This window comes from Streptomyces marokkonensis (assembly GCF_008312835.1).
GTDB lineage: Bacteria > Actinomycetota > Actinomycetes > Streptomycetales > Streptomycetaceae > Streptomyces > Streptomyces marokkonensis_A.
Genome location: NZ_VSKS01000028.1, coordinates 38,707 through 61,737 on the forward strand (window position 1 = coordinate 38,707; position 23,031 = coordinate 61,737).

Consider the following 23,031-nt stretch of genomic DNA (forward strand, 5'->3'; position numbering starts at 1 on the left):
CATGACCACCGACACCACGACCAAGAGCGCCGCCTCCGGCGCCACCCCCGGCGAGACCGTCCTCGACGCCCGCGGCGTCACGATGCGCTTCGGCGGCCTCACCGCCGTCAGCGACGTCGACCTCACGGTCAACAGCGGCGAGATCGTCGGCCTGATCGGCCCCAACGGCGCCGGCAAGACCACGTTCTTCAACTGCCTCACGGGCCTCTACATCCCCACCGAGGGCGAGGTCCGCTACAAGAACCAGGTGCTGCCGCCCAAGTCCTTCAAGGTCACCGCCGCCGGCATCGCCCGTACCTTCCAGAACATCCGCCTGTTCGCCAACATGACGGTCCTCGAGAACGTCCTCGTCGGCCGGCACACCAGGACGAGGGAAGGCCTCTGGTCGGCGCTGCTCCGCGGCCCCGGCTTCCACAAGGCCGAAGCCGCCTCCCGCGCACGCGCCATGGAGCTCCTCGAGTTCGTGGGGCTCGCCGCCAAGGCCGACCACCTCGCCCGCAACCTCCCCTACGGCGAGCAGCGCAAGCTCGAGATCGCCCGCGCGCTCGCCAGCGAACCGGGCCTCCTCCTGCTGGACGAGCCCACCGCCGGCATGAACCCGCAGGAGACCCGGGCCGCGGAGGAACTCATCTTCGCCATCCGGGACAGGGGCATCGCCGTGCTCGTCATCGAGCACGACATGCGGTTCATCATGAACCTCTGCGACCGCGTCGCCGTGCTCGTGCAGGGCAAGAAGCTCATCGAGGGCGACGCGGCCACCGTCCAGCGCGACGAACGGGTCATCGCCGCCTACCTCGGAGAACCCCTCGCGAACGACCCCGGCGCCGAGGAAGCGGCCGAGGTCGAAGCCGCCGAAGCCGCGGCCGAGGCCACCACGGACGCAGCGCCCGGCAAGGAGAACGACCGATGACCGCACTCCTCGAAGTCGAAGACCTCCGGGTCGCCTACGGCAAGATCGAAGCCGTCAAGGGCATCTCGTTCAAGGTCGACGCCGGCGAAGTGGTCACCCTCATCGGCACCAACGGCGCCGGCAAGACCACCACCCTGCGCACCCTCTCCGGCCTCCTCAAGCCGGCCGGGGGCCAGATCAAGTTCAACGGGAAGTCCCTCAAGAAGGTCCCCGCCCACGAGATCGTCTCGCAGGGTCTCGCCCACTCCCCCGAGGGGCGGCACATCTTCCCGCGCATGACCATCGAGGACAACCTCCGCCTCGGCGCCTTCCTCCGTAACGACAAGGCGGGCATCGAGAAGGACATCCAGCGCGCCTACGACCTCTTCCCCATCCTCGGGGAACGCCGCAAGCAGGCCGCCGGAACCCTCTCCGGCGGAGAGCAGCAGATGCTCGCCATGGGCAGGGCCCTCATGTCCCAGCCCCAGCTGCTGATGCTCGACGAACCCTCCATGGGCCTCTCGCCGATCATGATGCAGAAGATCATGGCGACCATCGCCGAGCTGAAGTCCCAGGGCACCACCATCCTGCTCGTCGAGCAGAACGCCCAGGCCGCCCTCTCCCTGGCCGACCACGGCCACGTCATGGAGGTCGGCAACATCGTCCTCTCCGGCAGCGGGCAGGACCTCCTGCACGACGAGTCGGTCCGCAAGGCCTACCTCGGCGAGGACTGAGGCACACGACGAGGCCCGCGTCCCCCGCCGAGCGGGGAACGCGGGCCTCTCGCCTGCCCGTCGGGGCCTGGGGCCTGTTGTGAAAGGTCCTAGCCCTTCGACGCCTTCTTCTCCTCGGCGTCGTCGATGACCGCCTGCGCCACCTGCTGCATCGACATCCGCCGGTCCATCGAGGTCTTCTGGATCCACCGGAACGCCGCCGGCTCCGTCAGTCCGTACTGGGTCTGCAGCACCGACTTCGCCCGGTCCACCAGCTTGCGCGTCTCCAGCCGCAGACTCAGGTCCGCGACCTCGCGCTCCAGCTCCTTGAGCTCCGTGAACCGCGACACCGCCATCTCGATCGCCGGCACGACGTCGCTCTTGCTGAACGGCTTCACCAAGTACGCCATCGCGCCCGCGTCCCGCGCCCGCTCCACCAGGTCACGCTGGGAGAACGCGGTCAGCATCAGCACCGGGGCGATGCTCTCCTCGGCGATCTTCTCCGCCGCGGAGATACCGTCCAGCTTGGGCATCTTCACATCGAGGATCACCAGGTCGGGCCGGTGCTCCCGGGCCAGTTCGATGGCCTGCTCGCCGTCCCCCGCCTCACCGACGACGGAGTAGCCCTCCTCCTCCAGCATCTCTTTGAGATCGAGCCGGATCAGGGCCTCGTCCTCGGCGATCACGACGCGCGTCGTCATCGGAGGCACGTGCGACTTGTCGTCGTCGGGCGCGTCTACAGGCTGGGGCGACTCGGGGGCGCTCACGTGGGCTCCTTGGTGCGGGGCAGACCGGTACTGCTGACAAGAGCGTACCCAGCTGCGGTAGGGTGGGGGCACGGCGGGTGACCGTCGACCTTCGTTTTGCAGGGCGCCCCGGTAGCCCAGCGGTAGAGGCAATGGTCTCAAACACCATCCAGCGTCGGTTCGAATCCGACCCGGGGTACTTTTCCTCTGTATCCAAGGTCACCATTTGAGAGCGGATGTCCCCCTTTTCGGTGAACATCCGCTCTTTGTCGCGCGGCGGACGTGCTCGCGCTCCGGCCGTCACCGTGGGCGGTCGTCCTCGCCGATGTGGTGGACCCGGACGAGATTCGTCGAGCCGGGGACTCCCGGGGGCGAGCCGGCGGTGATCACCACCGTGTCGCCCTTCCGGCAGCGGGCGTACTCCAGGAGCAGCTCGTCGACCTGGTCCACCATCGCGTCCGTGGTGTTCACGTGGGGGCCGAGGAAGGTCTCCACGCCCCAGGTGAGGCTCAGTTGGGAGCGGGTGGCCGGGTCGGGGGTGAAGGCGAGGACGGGGATCGGGGAGCGGTAGCGGGACAGGCGGCGGGCGGTGTCGCCCGACTGGGTGAAGGCGACCAGGAACCGGGCGCCGAGGAAGTCGCCCATCTCGGCCGCCGCGCGGGCGACCGCGCCGCCCTGGGTGCGGGGCTTGTTGCGTTCCGTCAGGGGCGGGAGGCCCTTGGCGAGGATGTCCTCCTCGGCCGCCTCCACGATGCGCGCCATGGTGCGGACCGTGTCGACGGCGTGCTTGCCGACGCTGGTCTCGCCGGAGAGCATGACCGCGTCGGTGCCGTCGATGACGGCGTTGGCGACGTCGGACGCCTCGGCGCGGGTGGGTCGCGCGTTGTCGATCATCGAGTCGAGCATCTGGGTGGCGACGATGACGGGTTTGGCGTTCCGCCTGGCGAGCTTGATCGCGCGCTTCTGGACGATGGGCACCTGTTCGAGGGGCATCTCGACGCCGAGGTCGCCGCGGGCGACCATGATGCCGTCGAAGGCGGCGACGATGTCGTCGATGCTGTCGACCGCCTGGGGCTTCTCGACCTTGGCGATGACGGGGAGGCGGCGGCCCTCCTCGTCCATGATGCGGTGCACGTCCCTGATGTCGCGCCCGCTGCGGACGAAGGAGAGGGCGATGACGTCGAAGCCGGTGCGCAGGGCCCAGCGGAGGTCGTCCTCGTCCTTCTTGGAGAGCGCGGGGACGGAGACGGCGACGCCGGGGAGGTTGAGGCCCTTGTGGTCGGAGACCACGCCGCCCTCGATGACGGTGGTGCGGACGCGGGGGCCGTCCACGGCGGTGACCTCGAGGGTGACCCGGCCGTCGTCGACGAGGATGCGCTCGCCGGTGGTGACGTCGGTGGCGAGGCCGGCGTAGGTGGTGCCGCAGGTGTGGCGGTCGCCCTCGGCGCCTTCTTCCACGGTGATGGTGAAGCTGTCGCCGCGTTCGAGGAGTACGGGGCCTTCGGTGAAGCGGCCGAGCCGGATTTTCGGGCCTTGAAGGTCGGCGAGGAGGCCGACACTGCGGCCGGTCTCGTCGGCGGCCTTGCGTACGCGCTGGTAGCGCTCCTCGTGCTCGGCGTGACCACCGTGGCTGAGGTTGAATCGGGCCACGTCCATTCCGGCGTCGACCAGCGCCTTGATCTGGTCGTACGAGTCGGTGGCGGGGCCCAGTGTGCAGACGATCTTCGCTCGGCGCATGGTTCGAGCCTAGGCCTTACCGGCCGGTAGCGATTTGGTTGCCGGTGACGACTCAACGGCGCGCGGCTGAAGGGTTATTGACAAGTGTTGAAGTGTGCGCCGGGCCGCTCCGATGAGCACTGGGGCGTCAGTCCTGGAGCCGGGGCGGCACCAGGGTGAAGCGGGCGTCGACCTCGGCGTGCAGATGCTGCCGCTGGGGTTCGAGGTCGAGTGGCGGGGGCGTGCCGTCCTCCGGGGGCCCGGCGAAGGCGGTGGCCCGCATCCGGGTGAGGGGTTCGGGGTGTCCGGTCCCCGTGTCGGTGAGTTCGACGAGGGCGGCGAGGGTGGTGCCGAGCGCCCCGGCGTACTCACGGGCGCGCCGGACGGCGTCGTCGACCGCCTCCCGGCGGGCCCGGCGGTGCGCCGGGGAGTCGGGACGCAGGCTCCACCAGGGGCCGTCGACACGGGTGAGGTCGAGGTCGGCGAGGCGGGCGGTGAGTTCGCCGAGGGCCGTGAAGTCGCTGAGCCCGGCGGTGAGGCGCACGGTGCCGTGGTGGGCGCGGACGCGTTCGCCGCGGCCGTGCGCGGTGAGTTCGGGGACGAGGGTGAGGGCGCCGGTCTCGAGCTGCTCGACGGCGTCGCCGCAGGACTTGATCAGGTCGAGGGCGGTGGTGTTGCGGCGGGTGAGGTCGTCGAGGGTGGCGCGCCGGTCGCGGCCGCGAGCGGTGAGGGTGACCGTGATGTGGGCGAGGTCGGGGGCGGCTTCGAGGTGGGCCACGCCGCGGACGGTGAGGTGGGGGGCGTCGGGCGTGCCGTAGGGGTGAGGGGTCGCCATACGTCCCACTGTGTCACCGGTCGCGGGGATGCGGGACGGGTCCCGGACACCGGATCGCAACCTGTGAGGGCTGTTCCGGTCGACGTGCTCAGGTCAGAATCGTCGGGCGAATCTACGCGCGTTGTTCGTCGTGGTACGAGGAGAGCCTGACATGCCGTTGAACCGTCGCAAGTTTCTGAAGAGGTCCGCTGTGACGGGGGCGGGGGTGGCGCTGGCGGGTACGACGGCGGTCCCCGCGGCCGAGGCAGCCGGGGCGGGACGGGGGAGGAAGCCGGTGAAGCGGTACGCGCTGACCGTGATGGGGACGACCGATCTGCACGGGCACGTCTTCAACTGGGACTACTTCAAGGACGCCGAGTACGCCGACGCGGCCGGCAACGCACAGGGCCTGGCGCGGGTGTCGACCCTGGTGGACCAGGTCCGCGCGGAGAAGGGCCGGCGCAACACGCTGCTGCTGGACGCGGGTGACACCATCCAGGGCACGCCGCTGACGTACTACTACGCCAAGGTCGACCCGATCACCGCCGAGGGCGGTCCGGTGCATCCGATGGCGCAGGCGATGAACGCCATCGGGTACGACGCGGTGGCACTCGGCAACCACGAGTTCAACTACGGCATCGAGACGCTGCGGAAGTTCGAGGAGCAGTGCGACTTCCCGCTGCTGGGCGCGAACGCGCTGGACGCGAAGACGCTGAAGCCCGCCTTCCCTCCGTACTTCATGAAGACGTTCCGCGTGAAGGGCGCTCCCCCGGTGAAGGTGGCGGTGCTGGGGCTGACCAACCCCGGCATCGCGATCTGGGACAAGGCGTACGTGCAGGGGAAGCTGACCTTCCCGGGCCTGGAGGAGCAGGCGGCGAAGTGGGTGCCGAAGCTCCGGTCGATGGGTGCGGACGTGGTGGTGGTCTCGGCGCACTCGGGGTCGTCGGGGACGTCGTCGTACGGTGACCAGTTGCCGTACGTGGAGAACGCGGCGGCGAACGTGGCGCGGCAGGTGCCGGGGATCGACGCGATCCTGGTCGGGCACGCGCACGTGGAGATCCCGGAGCTGCGGGTCACCAACGAGGAGACCGGCAGGGACGTCGTGCTGTCGGAGCCGCTGTGCTACGCGGAGCGGCTGTCGCTGTTCGACTTCGAGCTGGTCCTCGAGCGGGGCCGCTGGCGGGTGGAGTCGGTGAGGGCGTCGCTGCGGGACGCGGCGTCCGTGGCGGACGACCCGGGGATCACCCGCCTGCTGGGCGACGAGCACGCGCGGGTCGTGGCGTACGTCAACCAGGTGGTGGGGACGGCGACCCGGGCGCTGACGACGGTGGAGGCGCGGTACAAGGACGTGCCGGTCATCGACCTGATCAGCAAGGTGCAGGAGGACGTGGTCCGGGCGGCGCTCGCCGGGACGGAGTACGCGTCGCTGCTGGTGCTGTCCCAGGCGTCGCCGTTCTCGCGGACGTCCAGGATCCCGGCGGGCGAGGTGACGATCCGGGATCTGTCGGGCCTGTACGTGTACGACAACACGCTGGTGGCCAAGCTGATGACGGGGGCGCAGGTCCGGGCGTACCTGGAGTACTCGGCGGAGTACTTCACCCGGACGGCGGCCGGTGAGCCGGTGGACGTCGGCAGGCTGACGAACGCGAACGGCCGCCCCGACTACAACTACGACTACGTGTCGGGGCTGCGCTACGACATCGACATCGCGCAGCCCGCCGGGTCGCGGATCAGGAACGTCACCTACGACGGCGCCCCCCTGGACGACGCACAGCGGTTCGTGTTCGCGGTCAACAACTACCGGGCGAACGGCGGCGGCGCGTTCCCGCACGTGGCGTCGGCGCGGGAGCTGTGGTCGGAGTCGACGGAGATCCGGACGCGGATCGCGGAATGGGTGACGGCGAGGGGCGTGCTGGACCCGGAGGACTTCGCGTCGGTGGACTGGAGGCTGACGCGGGACGGTACGCCGGTGTTCTGACCGTCGTCCGCCGCTACGGACGACTCGGGGTCCCGTCCGCCAGTGGGGTGAGCCGTGTGGTTCGCCGGGCGGGCGGGACCTCCGGCGTCGGGGGGTGGAGGCCGAAGGTGGTGAAGGCGGTCCGGGTGGGGAGCGGGTAGGTCCGGCGGCCGGTGAGGTGGTTGAGGATCGTGGCGCTGCGCCAGGCGGCGAGTCCCAGGTCGGGTGTTCCGACGCCGTGGGTGTGCAGTTCGGCGTTCTGGACGTAGACGCTGCCGGTGACGGAGCGGTCGAGGCCGAGGCGGAAGTGCGCGTCGACCCGGGGCCGCCCGGCGCGGTCGCGGCGCAGGTGGGGTTCCAGGGGGGCGAGGAGCCGGTCCAGGGGGCGTGCCCGATGGCCGGTGGCGAGGACGACGGCGTCGGTGGTGAGGGTGGCGCGCGTGCGCTGCCGGGTGTGCTCGAGGTGGAGCTCGATCCTCGGGCCGCCGGTGGGGCCGGTGCGGCGTGCGGCGCGGACGTGGACGGCGGGGGTGAGGACGGTGTCGGGCCAGCCGCCGTGGAGGGAGCGCCGGTAGAGCTCGTCGTGGATGGCCGCGAGGGTGGCGGCGTCGATGCCCTTGTGGAGCTGCCACTGTGCGGGCACGAGGCGGTCGCGGACGGGTTCGGGGAGGGCGTGGAAGTAGCGGGTGTGGTCGGGGGTGAAGTGTTCGAGGCCGAGTTTGGAGTACTCCATGGGGGCGAAGGCCTCGGTGCGGCCGATCCAGTGGAGCCGTTCCCGGCCGGCGGGCCGGCGGCGCAGCAGGTCGAGGTAGATCTCCGCGCCGGACTGTCCGGTGCCGACGACGGTGATGTGGCCCGCTGCGAGGAGGGTGTCGCGGTGGGTGAGGTAGTCGTCGGCGTGGACGACGGGGAGCCCGGGGGTGCCGGCGAGGGGGCGGAAAGCTTCGGGCGTCCAGGGTTCGGTGCCGATGCCGAGGACGATGTTGCGTGCGTGGACGCGGTCGGCGGACCCGGCTGGGCCGTCGGGGCCGAGCCGGGTGACGTCGGCCTCGAAGAGGGCGCGTTCGGGGTTCCAGCGGACGGTGTCGACGTGGTGGCCGAAGCGGAGCGCGGGGAGGTGGGCCGCGACCCAGCGGCAGTAGGCGTCGTACTCGGTGCGGCGGATGTGGAAGTGCTCGGCGAAGTAGAAGGGGTAGAGGCGCTCGCGGGATCTGAGGTGGTTCAGGAAGGTCCAGGGGCTGGTGGGGTCGGCGAGGGTGACGAGGTCGGCGAGGAAGGGGACCTGGACGGTGGCGTCGTCGAGGAGCAGGCCGGGGTGCCAGGTGAAGCCGGGGCGCCGGTCGTAGAAGGCGGTGCGGAGCGCGGGGAGGGGCTGGGCGAGGGCGGCCAGGGAGAGGTTGAAGGGGCCGATGCCGATGCCGACGAGGTCGTGGGGGGCGTCGTGGGGTGCGGGGCCAGTCATCGGGGTCCTTCCGCGTGGGCCTGGTGGACGAGGGTGAGGAGGCCCGCCAGGTCCTCGGGCCGGGCGGTGGGGTTGAGGAGGGTGGCCTTGAGCCAGAGCCGGCCGTCGGCGCGGGCGCGGCCGAGCACGGCGCGGCCGGTGGTGAGGAGGTGCCGGCGCAGCGCCGCGACGTCGGTGTCGGTGGCGTGGGCGGGCCGGAAGAGGACGGTGCTGATGACGGGCCGGTCGTGGAGTTCGAGGCGGGGGTCGTCCTGGACGAGGCGGGCGAACTCCTGGGCGTGGGCGCAGACCCGGTCGACCAGGGCGCCGAGGCCCGCGCGGCCGAGGGTTCTGAGCGTGACGGCGAGTTTGAGGACGTCGGGGCGCCGGGTGGTGCGCAGGGACCGGCCGAGGAGGTCGGGGAATCCGGCCTCGGTGTCGTCGTCGGCGTTGAGGTAGTCGGCCCGGTGGCGCAGGACGGTGAGGTCCTGCGCGTCGCGGACCGTGAGGAGGCCGGCGGGGACGGGCTGCCAGCCGAGTTTGTGCAGGTCGAGGGTGATGGTGTGGGCGGCTTCGAGTCCGGTGAGTCCGGGCCGGTGGAGGTCGCTGAAGAGGAGGGGTCCGCCGTAGGCCGCGTCGACGTGGAGGCGGGCGCCGTGGGCGGCGCAGCGGGCGGCGATCTCGGGGAGGGGGTCGATGAGGCCGGCGTCGGTGGTGCCGGCGGTGGCGGCGACCAGGTGGGGGCCGGGCAGGCGGGTGAGGGCGTCGTCGAGGGCGGCCGGGTCGAGGGTGCCGGTGGGGGCGGGGATCTCGACGGGGTCGGGCAGGCCGAGGAGCCAGGCGGCGCGGGGCAGCGAGTGGTGGGCGCCGGCGCCGTGGACGAGCCGTACGGTGCCGCCGAGCGCTTCGCGGGCGAGGAGCAGGGCGAGCTGGTTGGACTCGGTGCCGCCGCTGGTGACGACGCTGTCGGTGTGGCCGGCCTCGTGGGCGAGGGCCCGGGTGACGAGGGCTTCCAGGGCGGAGGCGGCCGGGGCCTGGTCCCAGGAGTCGAGGGAGGGGTTGAGGGCACTGGCGGCGAGGTCGGCGGCGGCCGCGACGGCGAGGGGCGGGCAGTGCAGGTGCGCGGCGCAGAGGGGGTGGGCGGGGTCGGCGGCGCCTTCGGCGAAGACGTGGACGAGGGTGCGCAGGGCGTCGGGGTCGCCCTGGTCGGGCAGGACGTCGCCGACCGCGTCCCGGACCGCCGCGGTGACGGCGCCGGGTCCCCCGGCGGGCAGGGGGCCGCCACGGGCCCGGCCGCCGGTGTGCAGGGCGTCGAGGACGGTGTCCAGCAACGGCCTCAGGTGGTACGGGCCTTCAGGGCCCGAGGCAAGGGGTGGCGGCGTGCTCATGGCGGTCCTCCGGGGCGGTGCGCGGGAGGTCTCCAGCGTGTACGCGCAGGGGGCACCGCGGCCCGGAAAGCCCGGGAATGCGACCCGAAAGGGGGTACGTCCCGGTTGGTGAAATACGTGCGGGGGCGCCGCCGAACGGGTCGGCGACGCCCCCGCGAGCAGCCGGGTCAGGCCTGCTGCACCCGCAGTGCGCGGGCCAGGTCGTCGAGTTGGTCGACGAGCCTGCGGCGCAGGGCGGGGGTCGGATCGGCCTTGCGCAGGCACTTCTCGCCGAGCTTGAGGTGCTCGGCGTCGACGGCGTGGGCGGGGAACGCCCAGCGGCCCACGGCCTCGGCGATGGCGGGGCCGCGGCGGGCGGCGAGGGCGACGGCGTCCTTGTAGTACCGGGCCACGTAGGGGCGTACGAGGTCGGCCTGTTCGGGCTGCCAGAAACCCTGGGCGGTGGCGGTGAACAGGTAGTTGGACAGGTCGTCGGAGCCGAACATGGCGTCCCAGGCGCGGGCCTTGGCCTCCTCGCCGGGCAGGGCGGCGCGGCAGCGGGCGGCGCCTTCCCGGCCGGTGGCGCTGGGGTCGCGGCGCAGTTCCTCGGCGATGGCCCCCTCGTCGACGGCGCCGAGTACGGCGAGCCGGGCGAGGACGCGCCAGCGCAGTTCGGGGTCGAGTTCGGGGCCGCCGGGGACGGTGCCGTCGGCGAGCCAGGCGGCGATGGTGTCGGGGTGGGCGGCGGCGTCGATGAACTGGCGTACGGCGATGAGGCGCAGACCGGGGTTGTCGCCGTCCTCGGTGCGGCGGACGATGCCGCGGCACAGGGTGGTGAGGGTGGCGAGCGCGGCGGGCCGCCGGCCGGGGGCGAGGTAGCGGTCGGCGAGGTGGACGGAGGCGAAGGCGAGGACGCCCTGGACGAGGGCGAGGTCGGTCTCCTCGGGCAGGTGGGCGGCGGCGGTCGCCAGGTAGTCCTCGGGGCCGAGTTCGCCGTCGCGGACCATGTCGCGCAGCGCGTTCCACACGACGGCGCGGGTGAGCGCGTCGGGGATGCCGGACAGGCCGCGCAGGACGGTCTCCAGGGAGGTGTCGTCGAGGCGGATCTTGGCGTAGGTCAGGTCCAGGTCGTTGGGGACGACCAGGGCGGGACGGGTCCCGGGCCGCGGTTCGGGGGCGATGTCCCGGGGGACGTCGGTCTCGTAGCGTTCCCGCAGCAGAAGGGTGCGGCCGTCGCTGAGGTCACGGTCGTACACGCCGACGGTGACGCGGTGGGGGCGGCCGCCGTCGCGGTCGAGGGCGAGGGTCCACTGCCCGGGGCGGGAGTCGACGGACGCGGTGAGGGTGTCGACGCCGGTGGTGCGCAGCCAGGCGTCGGCCCAGGCGTGCACGTCGCGTTCGGTGGCGGCGGCGAGGGAGTCGATGAAGTCGGCGAGGGTCGCGTTGGCGAACCGGTGCCGGGCGAAGTGGGTGTTGATGCCGGCGAGGAAGTCCTTCTCGCCGAGCCAGGCGACGAGCTGACGCAGGGCGGAGGCGCCCTTGGCGTAGGAGATGCCGTCGAAGTTGAGCAGGGCGGAGGCGGTGTCCGGCACGTGCTCCGGGGCGACGGGGTGGGTGGAGGGGCGCTGGTCGGCGTCGTAGCCCCAGGCCTTGCGGACGACGCCGAAGTCGGTCCAGGTGTCGGTGAAGCGCGTGGCCTCGGTGAGGGTCTGGTAGCCCATGTACTCGGCGAAGGACTCGTTGAGCCAGATGTCGTCCCACCACTTCAGGGTGACGAGGTCGCCGAACCACATGTGGGCCATCTCGTGGGCGACGACCATGGCGCGCGTCTGGCGTTCGGTGTCGGTGACCGCGGAACGGTAGACGAACTCGTCGCGGAAGGTGACCAGCCCGGGGTTCTCCATGGCGCCCGCGTTGAACTCGGGGACGAAGGCCTGGTCGTAGGAGTCGAAGGGGTAGGGCTCCTCGAACTTCTCGTGGTAGCGGTCGAAGCAGGCGCGGGTGATGTCGAGGAGTTCCTCGGCGTCCGTGTCGAGGTACGGGGCGAGCGAGCGGCGGCAGTGGATGCCGAAGGGCAGTCCGCGGTGCTCGGTGCGAACGGAGTGCCAGGGGCCGGCGGCCACGGCGACGAGGTAGGTGGAGATCAGCGGGGTGGGCGCGGCCCGCCACACGCCGTCGCCGGTGTGTTCGGTGATGCCGTTGGCGAGGACGGTCCAGCCCTCGGGGGCGGTGACGGTCAGCTCGAAGACGGCCTTGAGGTCGGGCTGGTCGAAGGCGGCGAAGACGCGCTGGACGTCCTCCATGAACAGCTGGGTGTAGACGTAGGTCTCGCCGTCGGTGGGGTCGGTGAAGCGGTGCATGCCCTCGCCGGTGCGGGAGTAGCGCATGGCGGCCTCGATGCGCAGTTCGTGTTCGCCGGCGGCGAGGTCCTTCAGGGTCAGCCGGTTGCCGTCCAGGGTGCCGGGGTCCAGCGGCTGTCCGTCGAGGGTGACGGAGCGCAGCTCGGCGGGCCTGATCTCGACGAAGGTGTCCGCGTCCGTGCGGGCGCTGAACCTGATCAGGGTGCGGGAGTCGAACGTCTCGTCCCCGGTGGTCAGGTCGAGCTCGACCGTGTAGCGGTGGACGTCGAGGAGCTGTGCTCGGTTCTGCGCTTCGTCGCGCGTCAGTACGGACATGCAGGCCATGCTGCCTGATGCCGTTGCCGGGGCACAGGGGCGGATCGGGTACGCGTCCTATGTCCGGTCTCGTTCGAGCTCCCCGGACTGCGCCCCCGCGGGCTGTCCGGGCGCCACGTGCGCGTGCGGGTGGGGCAGGGCGGGATGTCCGGGGACGGCGGTGCGTTCCTCGAGCCGGGCGCGCAGGGCGCGGATCTCGGCCTCCAGGGCGAGCCGGCGCTGGTGCGCGTCGTAGAGGTGGCGGATCTTGGTGCGCAGGGCCCAGGGGTCCACGGGCTTGGTGACGAGGTCGGCGACGCCGAGGGCGTAGGCGGCGGCGCCGAGCTGCCGGTCACGGGCGAAGCCGGTGAGCAGGACGACGGGGATGTGCTGGGTCTGCTCCAGGCGCCGCATGTAGCGCACGACGTCGAGGCCGCCGGTGCCGGGCATGTGGACGTCGAGCAGCAACAGGCCCACGTTCCCGCGCAGCAGCTGTTTGAGGGCCTCGTCGCCACTGGTGGCCCGGCCCAGCAGATGACCCAGCGGGGCCAGGGCGCTCTCCAGGGCGTACAGGGTGTCCTCGTGGTCGTCGACGATGAGGATCCGGGCGGTGGGCGGCATGGCGCACGTCCCTCCTCGTTAGGGACCGGACGGCTGTCCGGACGCTGACGGGCGGTGCTCGCCGGCTGACAAGGAGTGCACAGCGCAGCATGCCTCGCGCGGGCCGCCGTGTCACTCCCCGGCGGCGGAGGTCGTGGTCCGGTTCGCCGAGGGCGTGACGCCGCCCGTGGAGTCGTCCGCGATGCGTTCGTGGTGGCGGATCACCTCGGCGATGATGAAGTTGAGGAACTTCTCCGCGAAGGCCGGGTCGAGTTTGGCGTTCTCGGCGAGGGCGCGCAGCCGGGCGATCTGGCGGGCCTCGCGGCCCGGGTCGGCGGGCGGCAGCCGGTGCTCGGCCTTGAGGCGGCCGACCTGCTGGGTGCACTTGAAGCGTTCGGCGAGCATGTGGACGACGGCCGCGTCGATGTTGTCGATGCTGTCGCGCAGCCGGGTGAGTTCCTCGCGGACGGCGGGGTCGACGTCACCGGTGGCGGCGTTGCTGGTGGTCATGGGGTGTCAGCCTACGACGCGGGCGGTGGCGCGGTTCCCGGTGGCCGGGGCGGTGGCCGGGGCGGGCCCGTACAGTGGAACCGGGTTCTCGGCGTGGCGGGGGTGCGACGTGGCGAACGGCGGGCCGGTGGAGCACGGCTACCCGCATCTGGAGACGGTGCGGGATGCGGTCACGGCGCTGTACAGGCGGCTGTCGTACGACACGGTCCGCACGTTCTCGGTGAGTGTGGCGCCCGCCGACGTGGCGTTCTGCGACACGGACGATCTTCATCTGGGGGCGCAGCGGGTGGCCCGCGAGATGGTGCGGCACTACCGGTTGCCGGACGCGCGGCTGATCGTCGGGTTCCGTGAGATGACGCATGCGGCGAATGTCGAGCTGGCGGCGGGGCCGGAGTACTTCGTCGAGCTGAACGACCGGTTCCGTACGCACCGGCGGGACATCGGGGCGGCGCTGGCGCACGAGGTTGCGCACGTGTATCTGCACCGTCTGGGACTGTCGTTCCCGGGGACGCGGGACAACGAGATCCTGACGGACACCGCGGCGACGTATCTCGGGGCGGGGTGGCTGCTGCTGGACGCGTTCCGGGAGGACGGGGCGTCGTCGCAGAAGCTGGGGTACCTCACGCCGGAGGAGTTCGGGTACGTGCTGGCGAAGCGGTCGCTGCTGTTCGGGGAGGACCCGTCGGTGTGGTTCACCAGCGCGCAGGCGTACACGGCGTACGGGAAGGGCATGACGCTGGCCCGGCACGACGAGCAGCAGCCGCCGCTGACCGCGGCCGGCTGGGCGGGCCGGCGGCGGTACGCGCGGGATCGGCGGCACGCCCGGGAGCACACCGCCCGGGCCGGGGCGCGGCAGGAGGTGCCGTACAGCTTCACGGCGGACGGTCACGGCCCGCTGCGGGTGTCGTTCCCGTGCCCGACCTGCCACCAGCGGATCCGCGTTCCGGTGAGGGGGCGGGTACGGGCACGGTGCGGGCTGTGCCGGACGGTACTGGAGTGCGACACGTGACGGGCGCCTCGCACGCGCCGTCACCCGTGGCGTCAGGGCCGTACGATGCCCTGCGCGCGCGCCGCCGCCAGCCATGCCGGGAACTCGCCCACCAGGCGGTCGTACAGGTCGGCGTCCGACACCCGGCTCGGGTCCTGACCGGCGTGGAAGAAGCCCGCGTTGTCCACGACGCGCTTGGCCGGTACGGCCAGTTCGTCGAGTCTGCGGAGGTAGTCGAACTGCTTGCTGTGCGGGTCGCCGAAGCCGATGAACTGCCAGAAGAGGGGCAGGCGGGCGGCCTTGCACAGGTACCGCTCGGCGGCGAGCTTGTTGATCGGGCCGCCGTCGGTCTGGAAGACGACGAGGGCGGGGTCGGTGGAGCCGCTGTCCAGGTAGTGGTCGATGACCGCGTCCATCGCCAGGTGGTAGCTGGTCCTGCCCATGTGGCCGAGACCGGCCACGATCCGTTCGACGCGGCCCCGGTGGTCGGCCAGGGTGATGCCGGTGACGGCGTCGACGTCGGTGGAGAAGAAGACGACGGGGACCGTGCCGTCGTCGTCGAGGTGGGCCGACAGGCCCAGCACGCGGTCGGCGAGCGCCTGCACGCTGCCGTCCTTGTAGTACGGCTTCATCGAGCCGGAGTAGTCGACGACCAGGTAGACCGCGGCGCGCAGGCCGTCCAGGCCGTGCTCGGCCAGTGAGACCCCGGCGGTCTTGTAGAGGCTGACCAGCGCGGGCGCGGTCTCCTCGATCTTGCGCAGACTGATCGCGGCCATCGACTCCCCCTCGGTCACGGAACCAGCCCCGAGCGTACGGCACCCTCACCCCACCTCCCGCTCCGTCCACCGGCGTTCGCTATTTTGTTCGCCGCCGTCCCCACCGGCTCATGTCCGTCCCGTCCCCCCGAGGAGCCGGCCCGTGGATTCCGAGTCCACCGTCACCACCTGCTACCGCCATCCCCAGGTGGAGTGCCACGTCCGGTGCACGCGCTGCGAGCGCCACATCTGCCCGGACTGCATGCGGGAGGCGGCCGTGGGTTACCAGTGCCCCGACTGCGTGAAGGAGGGCGCGCGCTCCGTCCGGCAGGCCCGCACCGTGGTGGGCGGCACCGTCTCGGCGGTGCCCGTCGTGACGTACGCGCTGATCGCCCTCAACGTGCTGGTGTACCTGGCGGAGCTGGTGCGGCCGGAGATCGTGGACCGGTTCGCGATGGTGGGCGCGGGGCTGCTCGGTCCTGACGGGGAGCACTACGTGTGGGCCGACCCGTACCCCTGGGGTTTCACTCCGGAGGGGGTGGTGGACGGGGAGTGGTACCGGATGCTGACCGGCGCGTTCCTGCATCTGCCGCCCACCGAGGGGACGTTCGGCGTCTTCCACGTCGTGATGAACATGGTGGCGCTGTGGAACCTGGGCCGGCTCGTCGAGCCGATGCTGGGCCGGGTGCACTACCTCGCCCTGTATCTGCTGTCGGCGCTGGGCGGTTCGGTGCTGGTGCTGCTGATCGCGCCCGAGGACGCCGTGGTCGGCGCGTCCGGTGCGATCTTCGGCGTGGGCGCCGCGTACTACGTGGTGGCGCGGCGCGTCGGCGCCGACCTGGCCCAGGTCAACCGCTACATGGCCGGGCTGCTGCTGTGGCTGGTGATCTCCGCGGTCGTCACGTCCTGGGAGGGGCACCTCGGCGGGCTGCTGGCGGGCGGCGCGGTGGCGCTGGTCTTCGCGTACGTGCCCCGCGGCGAGCGCCGGGTGCTGATCCAGGCGGCGGCCTGTGCCGCCCTGCTGGCGCTCCTGGCCGTACTGGCCCTGGGGAAGGCCGCGGCGCTGGGCGGCGGCGCCGTGTGAACCGTCTCTTCCGTACGCTCGGCCCCTGAAGCGTGCCCTGCTCACGGCCCTGTCCGTCGTCGCGAGGGCCCGGACCCGGGGTTCACGGCGGCGTGGAAGGGCGGAGGCGGAGCGCCCGGGGTTCCGTGCCGCGCAGGACGCCGAGCGGGACACGGTGTACTTCGGTCCGGCGGGCCGAGCGCGACGGGCTGTCGGCACTGGGCCAGTTCATCTACTGCGACGCGATCGTCCACCACGGCCCCGGAGACGGTTCCACGAGCTTCGGCGGCATCCGCGCGGACGCCGTGCAGCGGGCGGACACCCCGGCCGAGGGCGGCGACGAAAAGGCGTACCTCTCCGCCTTCCTCGACGTCCGCCGCAGGCGATGCGGGTGCTGCACCCCGGCCACGACACCGGCCGCGTCGACACCGGCCGGCGCCGCTTCCTCGACGAGGGCAACCTGGACCTGGCGACCCCGCTGGAGTGGACGATGCACGGGACGCGCTGCGAGGTGGCGTGAGCCGGACATGCGGCGGCGCCTGCCCAGTCGTCCGGTCGGGGACTGGCGGGCAGGCGCCACCAGGTGTTCCGTACGCCTTTGTACGGGACGCATATGAGGGACCGTCAGGTCTCCTTGGGGGCCGCTTGGTCAGACCATGAGCGAGCGGTCCGTCGGACGGATCGGGGCCGGCAGCTCGCTCGCCCCGGTGAGGAAGCGGTCGCAGCCCCGCGCGGCCGAACGGCCCTCGGCGATGGCCCACACGATGAGCGACTGGCCGCGGCCGGCGTCACCGGCGACGAACACACCCGGCACGTTGGTCTGGAAGTCGGCGTCGCGGGCGATGTTACCGCGCTCGTCGAGCTCCAGGCCGAACTGCTCGACCAGACCGTTGTCCCGGTCGGTGCCGGTGAAGCCCATGGCGAGGGTGACCAGCTGGGCCGGGATCTTGCGCTCGGTGCCCGGCTTCGGCGTCAGCCTGCCGTCGACGAACTCGACCTCGCTCATGTGCAGCCACTGGACGTTGCCGTCCTCGTCGCCCTCGAAGTGGGTGGTGGAGACGGAGTAGATCCGCTCACCGCCCTCCTCGTGGGCGCTGGTGACCTTGTAGAGCATCGGGAAGGTCGGCCACGGCTGGGAGACCGGGTTCCGCTCCTCGTCCGGGCGGGGCATGATCTCCAGCTGCGTCACGGACGCGGCGCCCTGGCGGTGGGCGGTGCCCACGCAGTCGGCGCCGGTGTCACCGCCGCCGATCACCACGACGTGCTTGCCCTCGGCGGAGATCGGCGGGGCTACGTAGTCGCCCTCCTGCACCTTGTTGGCCAGCGGCAGGTACTCCATGGCCTGGTGGATGCCCTTGAGCTCCCGGCCCGGCACCGGCAGGTCGCGCGCCGTCGTGGCGCCGACGGCGAGGACCACGGCGTCGTACCGCTTGCGCAGCGCCGTCGCCGGCATGTCGCGGCCGATCTCCACGCCGGTGCGGAACTTGGTGCCCTCCGCGCGCATCTGCTCGATGCGGCGGTTGATGTGCCGCTTCTCCATCTTGAACTCGGGGATCCCGTACCGGAGCAGGCCGCCGATGCGGTCGGCGCGCTCGTAGACGGCGACCGTGTGGCCGGCCCGGGTCAGCTGCTGGGCGGCGGCCAGACCCGCGGGGCCGGAGCCGACCACCGCGACGGTCTTGCCGGACAGGCGCTCGGGGATCTGCGGCGCGACGTCCCCGGCCTCCCACGCCTTGTCGATGATCGAGACCTCGACGTTCTTGATGGTGACCGGCGGCTGGTTGATGCCGAGCACACACGCCGACTCGCACGGAGCGGGGCACAGGCGGCCGGTGAACTCCGGGAAGTTGTTGGTGGCGTGCAGCCGCTCGGACGCGGCCCCCCAGTCCTCCCGGTAGGCGTAGTCGTTCCACTCGGGGATGAGGTTCCCGAGCGGGCAGCCGTTGTGGCAGAAGGGGATGCCGCAGTCCATGCAGCGGCTGGCCTGCTTGCTGATGATCGGCAGCAGGGAGCCGGGGACGTAGACCTCGTTCCAGTCCTTCGTGCGCTCCTCGACCGGACGGGACCTGGCGACCTCGCGGCCGTGGTTCAGAAAGCCCTTCGGGTCAGCCATTGATCGCCGCCTCCATCATCTTCTCGGTGATCTCGGTCTCGGACAGACCGGCTCGCTCGGCGGCGTCCTTGGCGGCGAGCACTGCCTTGTACGTGCTGGGGATGATCTTGCTGAAGCGCCGCACGGCGGTGTCCCACTCGGCGAGCAGCTTCTCGGCGACGGTGGAGCCCGTCTCCTCCTGGTGCCGGCGGACCACCTCGTGCAGCCACTGCCTGTCGGCGTCGTCCAGCGCCTCCACGGCGTTCAGGTTGCCGGCGTTGACGTTGTCCGGGTCGAGGTCGATGACGTAGGCCACGCCTCCGGACATGCCGGCCGCGAAGTTGCGTCCGGTCTCGCCGAGGACGACCGCGTGGCCGCCGGTCATGTACTCGCAGCCGTGGTCGCCCACGCCCTCCGAGACGACCAGCGCGCCGGAGTTGCGGACGCAGAACCGCTCGCCGACCTTGCCGCGCAGGAACATCTCGCCGCCGGTGGCACCGTAGGCGAGGGTGTTGCCCGCGATGACGCTGTACTCGGCGAGGTGGTCGGCCGCGCGGTCCGGGCGGACGACGATCCGGCCGCCGGACAGGCCCTTGCCGACGTAGTCGTTGGCGTCGCCCTCCAGGCGCAGCGTGACACCGCGCGGGACGAAGGCGCCGAAGGACTGGCCGGCGCTGCCGGTGAAGGTGATGTCGATGGTGTCGTCGGGCAGGCCCGCGCCGCCGAACTTCCGGGTCACCTCGTGGCCGAGCATGGTGCCGACCGTGCGGTTGATGTTGCGGATGGCGACCCGGGCGCGCACCGGCTGGGCGTCCTCGGCGCCGGAGGCGGAGAGCGCGTCGGCGGCGAGCTTGATCAGCTCGTTGTCGAGCGCCTTCTCCAGGCCGTGGTCCTGGGCGACGGCCTGGTGGCGGACGGCGCCCTCGGGCAGCTCGGGCACGTGGAACAGCGGCGCCAGCTCCAGACCCTGCGCCTTCCAGTGGTTCACCGCGCGGGTCACGTCGAGGACCTCGGCGTGACCGACGGCCTCCTCGATGGAGCGGAAGCCCAGCTCGGCGAGGAGCTCGCGGACCTCCTCGGCGATGAACCGGAAGAAGTTCACGACGTATTCGGCCTTGCCGGAGTACCGGTCGCGCAGCACCGGGTTCTGCGTGGCGATGCCGACGGGGCAGGTGTCCAGGTGGCAGACGCGCATCATGACGCAGCCGGAGACGACCAGCGGGGCCGTCGCGAAGCCGAACTCCTCGGCGCCGAGCAGCGCGGCGATGACCACGTCACGGCCGGTCTTGAGCTGGCCGTCGGTCTGCACCACGATCCGGTCGCGCAGGCCGTTGAGCAGCAGGGTCTGCTGGGTCTCGGCGAGGCCCAGCTCCCAGGGACCGCCCGCGTGCTTGAGCGAGGTGAGCGGGGAGGCGCCCGTACCGCCGTCGTGGCCGGAGATGAGGACGACGTCCGCGTGCGCCTTCGACACACCCGCGGCGACGGTGCCGACGCCGACCTCGGAGACCAGCTTGACGTGAATGCGCGCCTGGGGGTTGGCGTTCTTCAGGTCGTGGATCAGCTGGGCGAGGTCCTCGATGGAGTAGATGTCGTGGTGCGGCGGCGGGGAGATGAGCCCCACGCCCGGCGTCGAGTGCCGGGTCTTCGCCACCCACGGGTAGACCTTGTGGCCGGGCAGCTGGCCGCCCTCGCCGGGCTTGGCGCCCTGGGCCATCTTGATCTGGATGTCGTCGGAGTTGACCAGGTACTCGGAGGTCACACCGAAGCGGCCGGAGGCCACCTGCTTGATGGACGACCGGCGGGCCGGGTCGTACAGCCGCTCCGGGTCCTCGCCGCCCTCACCGGTGTTGGACTTGCCGCCCAGCTGGTTCATGGCGATGGCGAGGGTCTCGTGCGCCTCCTGGGAGATGGAGCCGTACGACATGGCGCCGGTCGAGAACCGCTTGACGATCTCGGAGACCGGCTCGACCTCGTCGACCGGGATCGGTCCCCGGCCGGACTTGAAGCCGAAGAGCCCGCGGAGCGTCATCAGCCGCTCGGACTGCTCGTTCACGCGCTCGGTGTACTTCTTGAAGATGTCGTAGCGGCCGGAGCGCGTGGAGTGCTGGAGGCGGAAGACCGTCTCCGGGTCGAACAGGTGCGGTTCGCCCTCGCGGCGCCACTGGTACTCGCCGCCGATGTCCAGGGCCCGGTGCGCGGGCGCGATGCCGGAGGCCGGGTAGGCCTTGGCGTGGCGGGCGGCGACCTCCTTGGCGATGACGTCGATGCCGACGCCGCCGATCTTGGTGGCGGTGCCGTTGAAGTACTTCTCGACGAAGTCCTGCGCCAGGCCGACGGCCTCGAAGACCTGGGCGCCGCGGTAGGAGGCGACGGTGGAGATGCCCATCTTGGACATGACCTTCAGAACGCCCTTGCCGAGGGCGTGGATCAGGTTGCGGATGGCCTGCTCGGGCTCGATGCCCGGCAGGAAGGTGCCCGCGCGGACCAGGTCCTCGACGGATTCCATCGCCAGGTAGGGGTTGACGGCGGCGGCGCCGTACCCGATGAGCAGGGCCACGTGGTGGACCTCGCGGACGTCACCGGCCTCGACCAGCAGGCCCACCTGGGTGCGCTGCTTGGTGCGGATGAGGTGGTGGTGGACGGCCGCGGTGAGCAGCAGCGACGGGATCGGCGCGTGCTCGGCGTCGGAGTGCCGGTCGGACAGGACGATGAGGCGGGCGCCGTTCTCGATGGCGGCGTCGGCCTCGACGCAGATCGCCTCGATGCGTTCCGCGAGGGCGTCGCCGCCGCCGGAGACCCGGTACAGGCCGGAGAGGGTCGCGGCCTTGAAGCCCGGCATGTCGCCGTCGGCGTTGACGTGGATGAGCTTGGCCAGCTCGTCGTTGTCGATCACCGGGAAGGGCAGCGTGACGCTGCGGCACGCGGCGGCGGTCGGCTCGAGCAGGTTGCCCTGCGGGCCCAGCGAGGAGAGCAGGGAGGTGACCAGCTCCTCGCGGATCGCGTCCAGCGGCGGGTTGGTGACCTGGGCGAACAGCTGGGTGAAGTAGTCGAAGAGCAGGCGCGGGCGCTCGCTGAGCGCGGCGATCGGCGAGTCGGTGCCCATCGAGCCGATCGGCTCGGCGCCGGCCGTGGCCATCGGCGCGAGGAGGACGCGCAGTTCCTCCTCGGTGTAGCCGAAGGTCTGCTGGCGGCGGGTGACCGAGGCGTGGGTGTGCACGATGTGCTCGCGCTCGGGCAGGTCGGACAGCTCGATCTCGCCGGCCTCGAGCCACTCCGCGTAGGGGTGCTCGGCGGCGAGCGCGGCCTTGATCTCGTCGTCCTCGATGATGCGGTGCTCGGCGGTGTCGACGAGGAACATGCGCCCGGGCTGGAGGCGGCCCTTGCGGACGACCTTCGACGGGTCGATGTCCAGGACGCCGACCTCGGAGCCGAGGACGACCAGACCGTCGTCGGTGACCCAGTAGCGGCCGGGACGCAGGCCGTTGCGGTCGAGCACGGCGCCGACCTGGGTGCCGTCGGTGAAGGTGACGCAGGCGGGACCGTCCCAGGGCTCCATCATCGTGGAGTGGTACTGGTAGAAGGCGCGCCGCGCGGGGTCCATGGAGTCGTGGTTCTCCCACGCCTCCGGGATCATCATCAGCACGGAGTGCGGCAGGGAGCGGCCGCCCAGGTGCAGCAGTTCCAGGACCTCGTCGAAGGAGGCGGAGTCGGAGGCGTCGGGCGTGCAGACCGGGAAGATCCGCTCGAGGCCCTTGCCGGTGCCGCTGTGCCCATGGTCGGCGGAGCCGCTGTGCCCGTGGTCGGCGGAGCCGAACAGGTCGGAGGCGAGCTGCGACTCGCGGGCACGCATCCAGTTGCGGTTGCCCTTGACGGTGTTGATCTCACCGTTGTGCGCGACGAAGCGGTACGGGTGCGCGAGCGGCCACGACGGGAAGGTGTTCGTGGAGAACCGGGAGTGCACGAGCGCGATCGCCGAGCCGAAGCGGCGGTCGGACAGGTCCGGGAAGAAGGGCTCGAGCTGGCCGGTGGTCAGCATGCCCTTGTAGACGATGGTCCGCGCGGACAGCGACGGGAAGTAGACGCCCGCCTCGCGCTCGGCGCGCTTGCGCAGCACGAACGCCCGGCGGTCGAGCTCGAGGCCCCGGCTCCGGCCGTCGGTGACGAAGATCTGCCGGAACACCGGCATCGTCGAACGGGCCGTGGCACCCAGCAGCTGGGGCGCCACCGGCACCTCGCGCCAGCCGAGGACGGTCAGGCCCTCGGCGGCGGCGATCTCCTCGATCCGGGCGACGGCGGCGTCGGTGCCGTCCTCCGGCAGGAAGGCGATGCCCACGGCGTAGCCGCCGGCCTCGGGCAGCTCGAATCCGGCCACCTCGCGGAAGAAGGCGTCCGGCACCTGGGAGAGGATTCCGGCGCCGTCACCGGAGTCCGGCTCGGAGCCGGTGGCACCGCGGTGTTCGAGGTTGCGCAGGACGGTGAGGGCCTGCTCGACCAGGGTGTGGGACGCCTCGCCTGTCAGGGTGGCGACGAAGCCGACGCCGCAGGCGTCGTGCTCGTTGCGGGGGTCGTACATACCCTGCGCAGCAGGGCGAGCATCCATGAACGACCAGTTCAGGCGGTCGCTCGGAGAATGCTGGGACGGCTGGCGCGGCGTACGCATCGGCTCTCCCGTCGTCGTCATGTGGCATGTGCAAAGTGCCGAGGGACGACGTTGGCCCTCTGCGTG

At 71.7% G+C, this 23,031-nt stretch carries 17 protein-coding genes, 1 tRNA gene and 1 pseudogene; 8 read left to right on the plus strand and 11 right to left on the minus strand.

Features of this window, described 5'->3' with window-relative positions:
• Position 1 precedes the first annotated feature (1 nt).
• A complete protein-coding gene (locus F1615_RS32540; RefSeq protein WP_149552634.1) occupies positions 2–910 on the plus strand; it encodes an ABC transporter ATP-binding protein in 909 nt (302 codons plus the stop codon).
• Positions 907–1,623: an ABC transporter ATP-binding protein gene (locus tag F1615_RS32545; RefSeq protein WP_149552635.1), complete on the plus strand. Its 717-nt coding sequence runs from the start codon at positions 907–909 to the stop codon at positions 1,621–1,623. Before F1615_RS32540 ends, F1615_RS32545 begins: the two co-directional genes overlap by 4 nt.
• A gap of 89 nt (positions 1,624–1,712) precedes the next feature.
• On the opposite strand, the gene F1615_RS32550 is transcribed toward F1615_RS32545, so the two are convergent.
• Positions 1,713–2,369, minus strand: coding sequence for an ANTAR domain-containing response regulator (locus F1615_RS32550; RefSeq protein ID WP_149552636.1), 657 nt, complete (start codon positions 2,367–2,369; stop codon positions 1,713–1,715).
• A 105-nt stretch (positions 2,370–2,474) separates the two neighbouring features.
• Here F1615_RS32550 and F1615_RS32555 point away from each other — a divergent pair.
• Positions 2,475–2,547: transfer RNA gene (locus F1615_RS32555), tRNA-Leu, on the plus strand.
• A 101-nt stretch (positions 2,548–2,648) separates the two neighbouring features.
• Here F1615_RS32555 and pyk read toward each other — a convergent pair.
• Both pyk and F1615_RS32565 read right to left on the minus strand, forming a co-directional pair.
• The gene (gene pyk / locus F1615_RS32560) at positions 2,649–4,085 is read right to left on the minus strand and encodes a pyruvate kinase (protein ID WP_149552637.1); all 1,437 of its coding nucleotides are present in this window, start codon (positions 4,083–4,085) and stop codon (positions 2,649–2,651) included.
• Positions 4,086–4,212: 127 nt separating this feature from the next.
• The gene (locus tag F1615_RS32565) at positions 4,213–4,899 is read right to left on the minus strand and encodes an SIMPL domain-containing protein (protein WP_149552638.1); all 687 of its coding nucleotides are present in this window, start codon (positions 4,897–4,899) and stop codon (positions 4,213–4,215) included.
• Between the two features lie 151 nt (positions 4,900–5,050).
• Here F1615_RS32565 and F1615_RS32570 point away from each other — a divergent pair, with 151 nt between their 5' ends.
• A complete protein-coding gene (locus F1615_RS32570; RefSeq protein ID WP_149552639.1) occupies positions 5,051–6,856 on the plus strand; it encodes a 5'-nucleotidase C-terminal domain-containing protein in 1,806 nt (601 codons plus the stop codon).
• A 13-nt stretch (positions 6,857–6,869) separates the two neighbouring features.
• Here the strand turns inward: F1615_RS32570 and F1615_RS32575 are convergent, their stop codons facing one another.
• From F1615_RS32575 to F1615_RS32595, 5 genes are all read right to left on the minus strand, one after another.
• Entirely contained in the window at positions 6,870–8,297 is a 1,428-nt protein-coding gene (locus F1615_RS32575; RefSeq protein ID WP_149552640.1) for a lysine N(6)-hydroxylase/L-ornithine N(5)-oxygenase family protein, read from the minus strand.
• Positions 8,294–9,664, minus strand: a complete 1,371-nt coding sequence (locus F1615_RS32580) for a pyridoxal phosphate-dependent decarboxylase family protein (protein ID WP_149552641.1) — start codon at positions 9,662–9,664, stop codon at positions 8,294–8,296. Before F1615_RS32580 ends, F1615_RS32575 begins: the two co-directional genes overlap by 4 nt.
• Before the next feature lie 167 nt (positions 9,665–9,831).
• Complete coding sequence (gene pepN, locus F1615_RS32585; RefSeq protein ID WP_149552642.1) at positions 9,832–12,327, minus strand: aminopeptidase N; 2,496 nt, start codon at positions 12,325–12,327, stop codon at positions 9,832–9,834.
• Positions 12,328–12,375: 48 nt separating this feature from the next.
• Positions 12,376–12,918 (minus strand): response regulator, encoded by a 543-nt coding sequence (locus tag F1615_RS32590; protein ID WP_149552643.1) that lies wholly within the window; start codon positions 12,916–12,918, stop codon positions 12,376–12,378.
• A gap of 111 nt (positions 12,919–13,029) precedes the next feature.
• On the minus strand, positions 13,030–13,407 hold the full coding sequence (locus F1615_RS32595; RefSeq protein WP_149552644.1) for a chorismate mutase: 378 nt from the start codon (positions 13,405–13,407) through the stop codon (positions 13,030–13,032).
• A 109-nt stretch (positions 13,408–13,516) separates the two neighbouring features.
• Between F1615_RS32595 and F1615_RS32600 the strand changes: the two genes are divergently transcribed.
• Positions 13,517–14,416, plus strand: coding sequence for a hypothetical protein (locus F1615_RS32600; RefSeq protein ID WP_149552645.1), 900 nt, complete (start codon positions 13,517–13,519; stop codon positions 14,414–14,416).
• A 32-nt stretch (positions 14,417–14,448) separates the two neighbouring features.
• Here F1615_RS32600 and F1615_RS32605 read toward each other — a convergent pair whose 3' ends face one another.
• The gene (locus tag F1615_RS32605; RefSeq protein ID WP_149552684.1) at positions 14,449–15,171 is read right to left on the minus strand and encodes a vWA domain-containing protein; all 723 of its coding nucleotides are present in this window, start codon (positions 15,169–15,171) and stop codon (positions 14,449–14,451) included.
• Between the two features lie 142 nt (positions 15,172–15,313).
• Between F1615_RS32605 and F1615_RS32610 the strand changes: the two genes are divergently transcribed.
• From F1615_RS32610 to F1615_RS37235, 3 genes and pseudogenes are all read left to right on the plus strand, one after another.
• Positions 15,314–16,234, plus strand: a complete 921-nt coding sequence (locus F1615_RS32610) for a rhomboid family intramembrane serine protease (RefSeq protein WP_149552646.1) — start codon at positions 15,314–15,316, stop codon at positions 16,232–16,234.
• Between the two features lie 125 nt (positions 16,235–16,359).
• Positions 16,360–16,539 (plus strand): annotated as a pseudogene (locus tag F1615_RS37230) (chitosanase); the annotation flags it as partial.
• A gap of 59 nt (positions 16,540–16,598) precedes the next feature.
• The gene (locus F1615_RS37235; RefSeq protein ID WP_425385674.1) at positions 16,599–16,733 is read left to right on the plus strand and encodes a hypothetical protein; all 135 of its coding nucleotides are present in this window, start codon (positions 16,599–16,601) and stop codon (positions 16,731–16,733) included.
• Positions 16,734–16,862: 129 nt separating this feature from the next.
• Here the strand turns inward: F1615_RS37235 and F1615_RS32620 are convergent, their stop codons facing one another.
• Positions 16,863–18,326 carry a glutamate synthase subunit beta gene (locus F1615_RS32620; RefSeq protein ID WP_149552647.1) on the minus strand — a complete coding sequence of 488 codons (1,464 nt, stop codon included), beginning with the start codon at positions 18,324–18,326 and terminating at the stop codon, positions 16,863–16,865.
• Positions 18,319–22,965, minus strand: coding sequence for a glutamate synthase large subunit (gene gltB / locus F1615_RS32625; protein WP_149552685.1), 4,647 nt, complete (start codon positions 22,963–22,965; stop codon positions 18,319–18,321). Before gltB ends, F1615_RS32620 begins: the two co-directional genes overlap by 8 nt.
• Positions 22,966–23,031 lie beyond the last annotated feature (66 nt).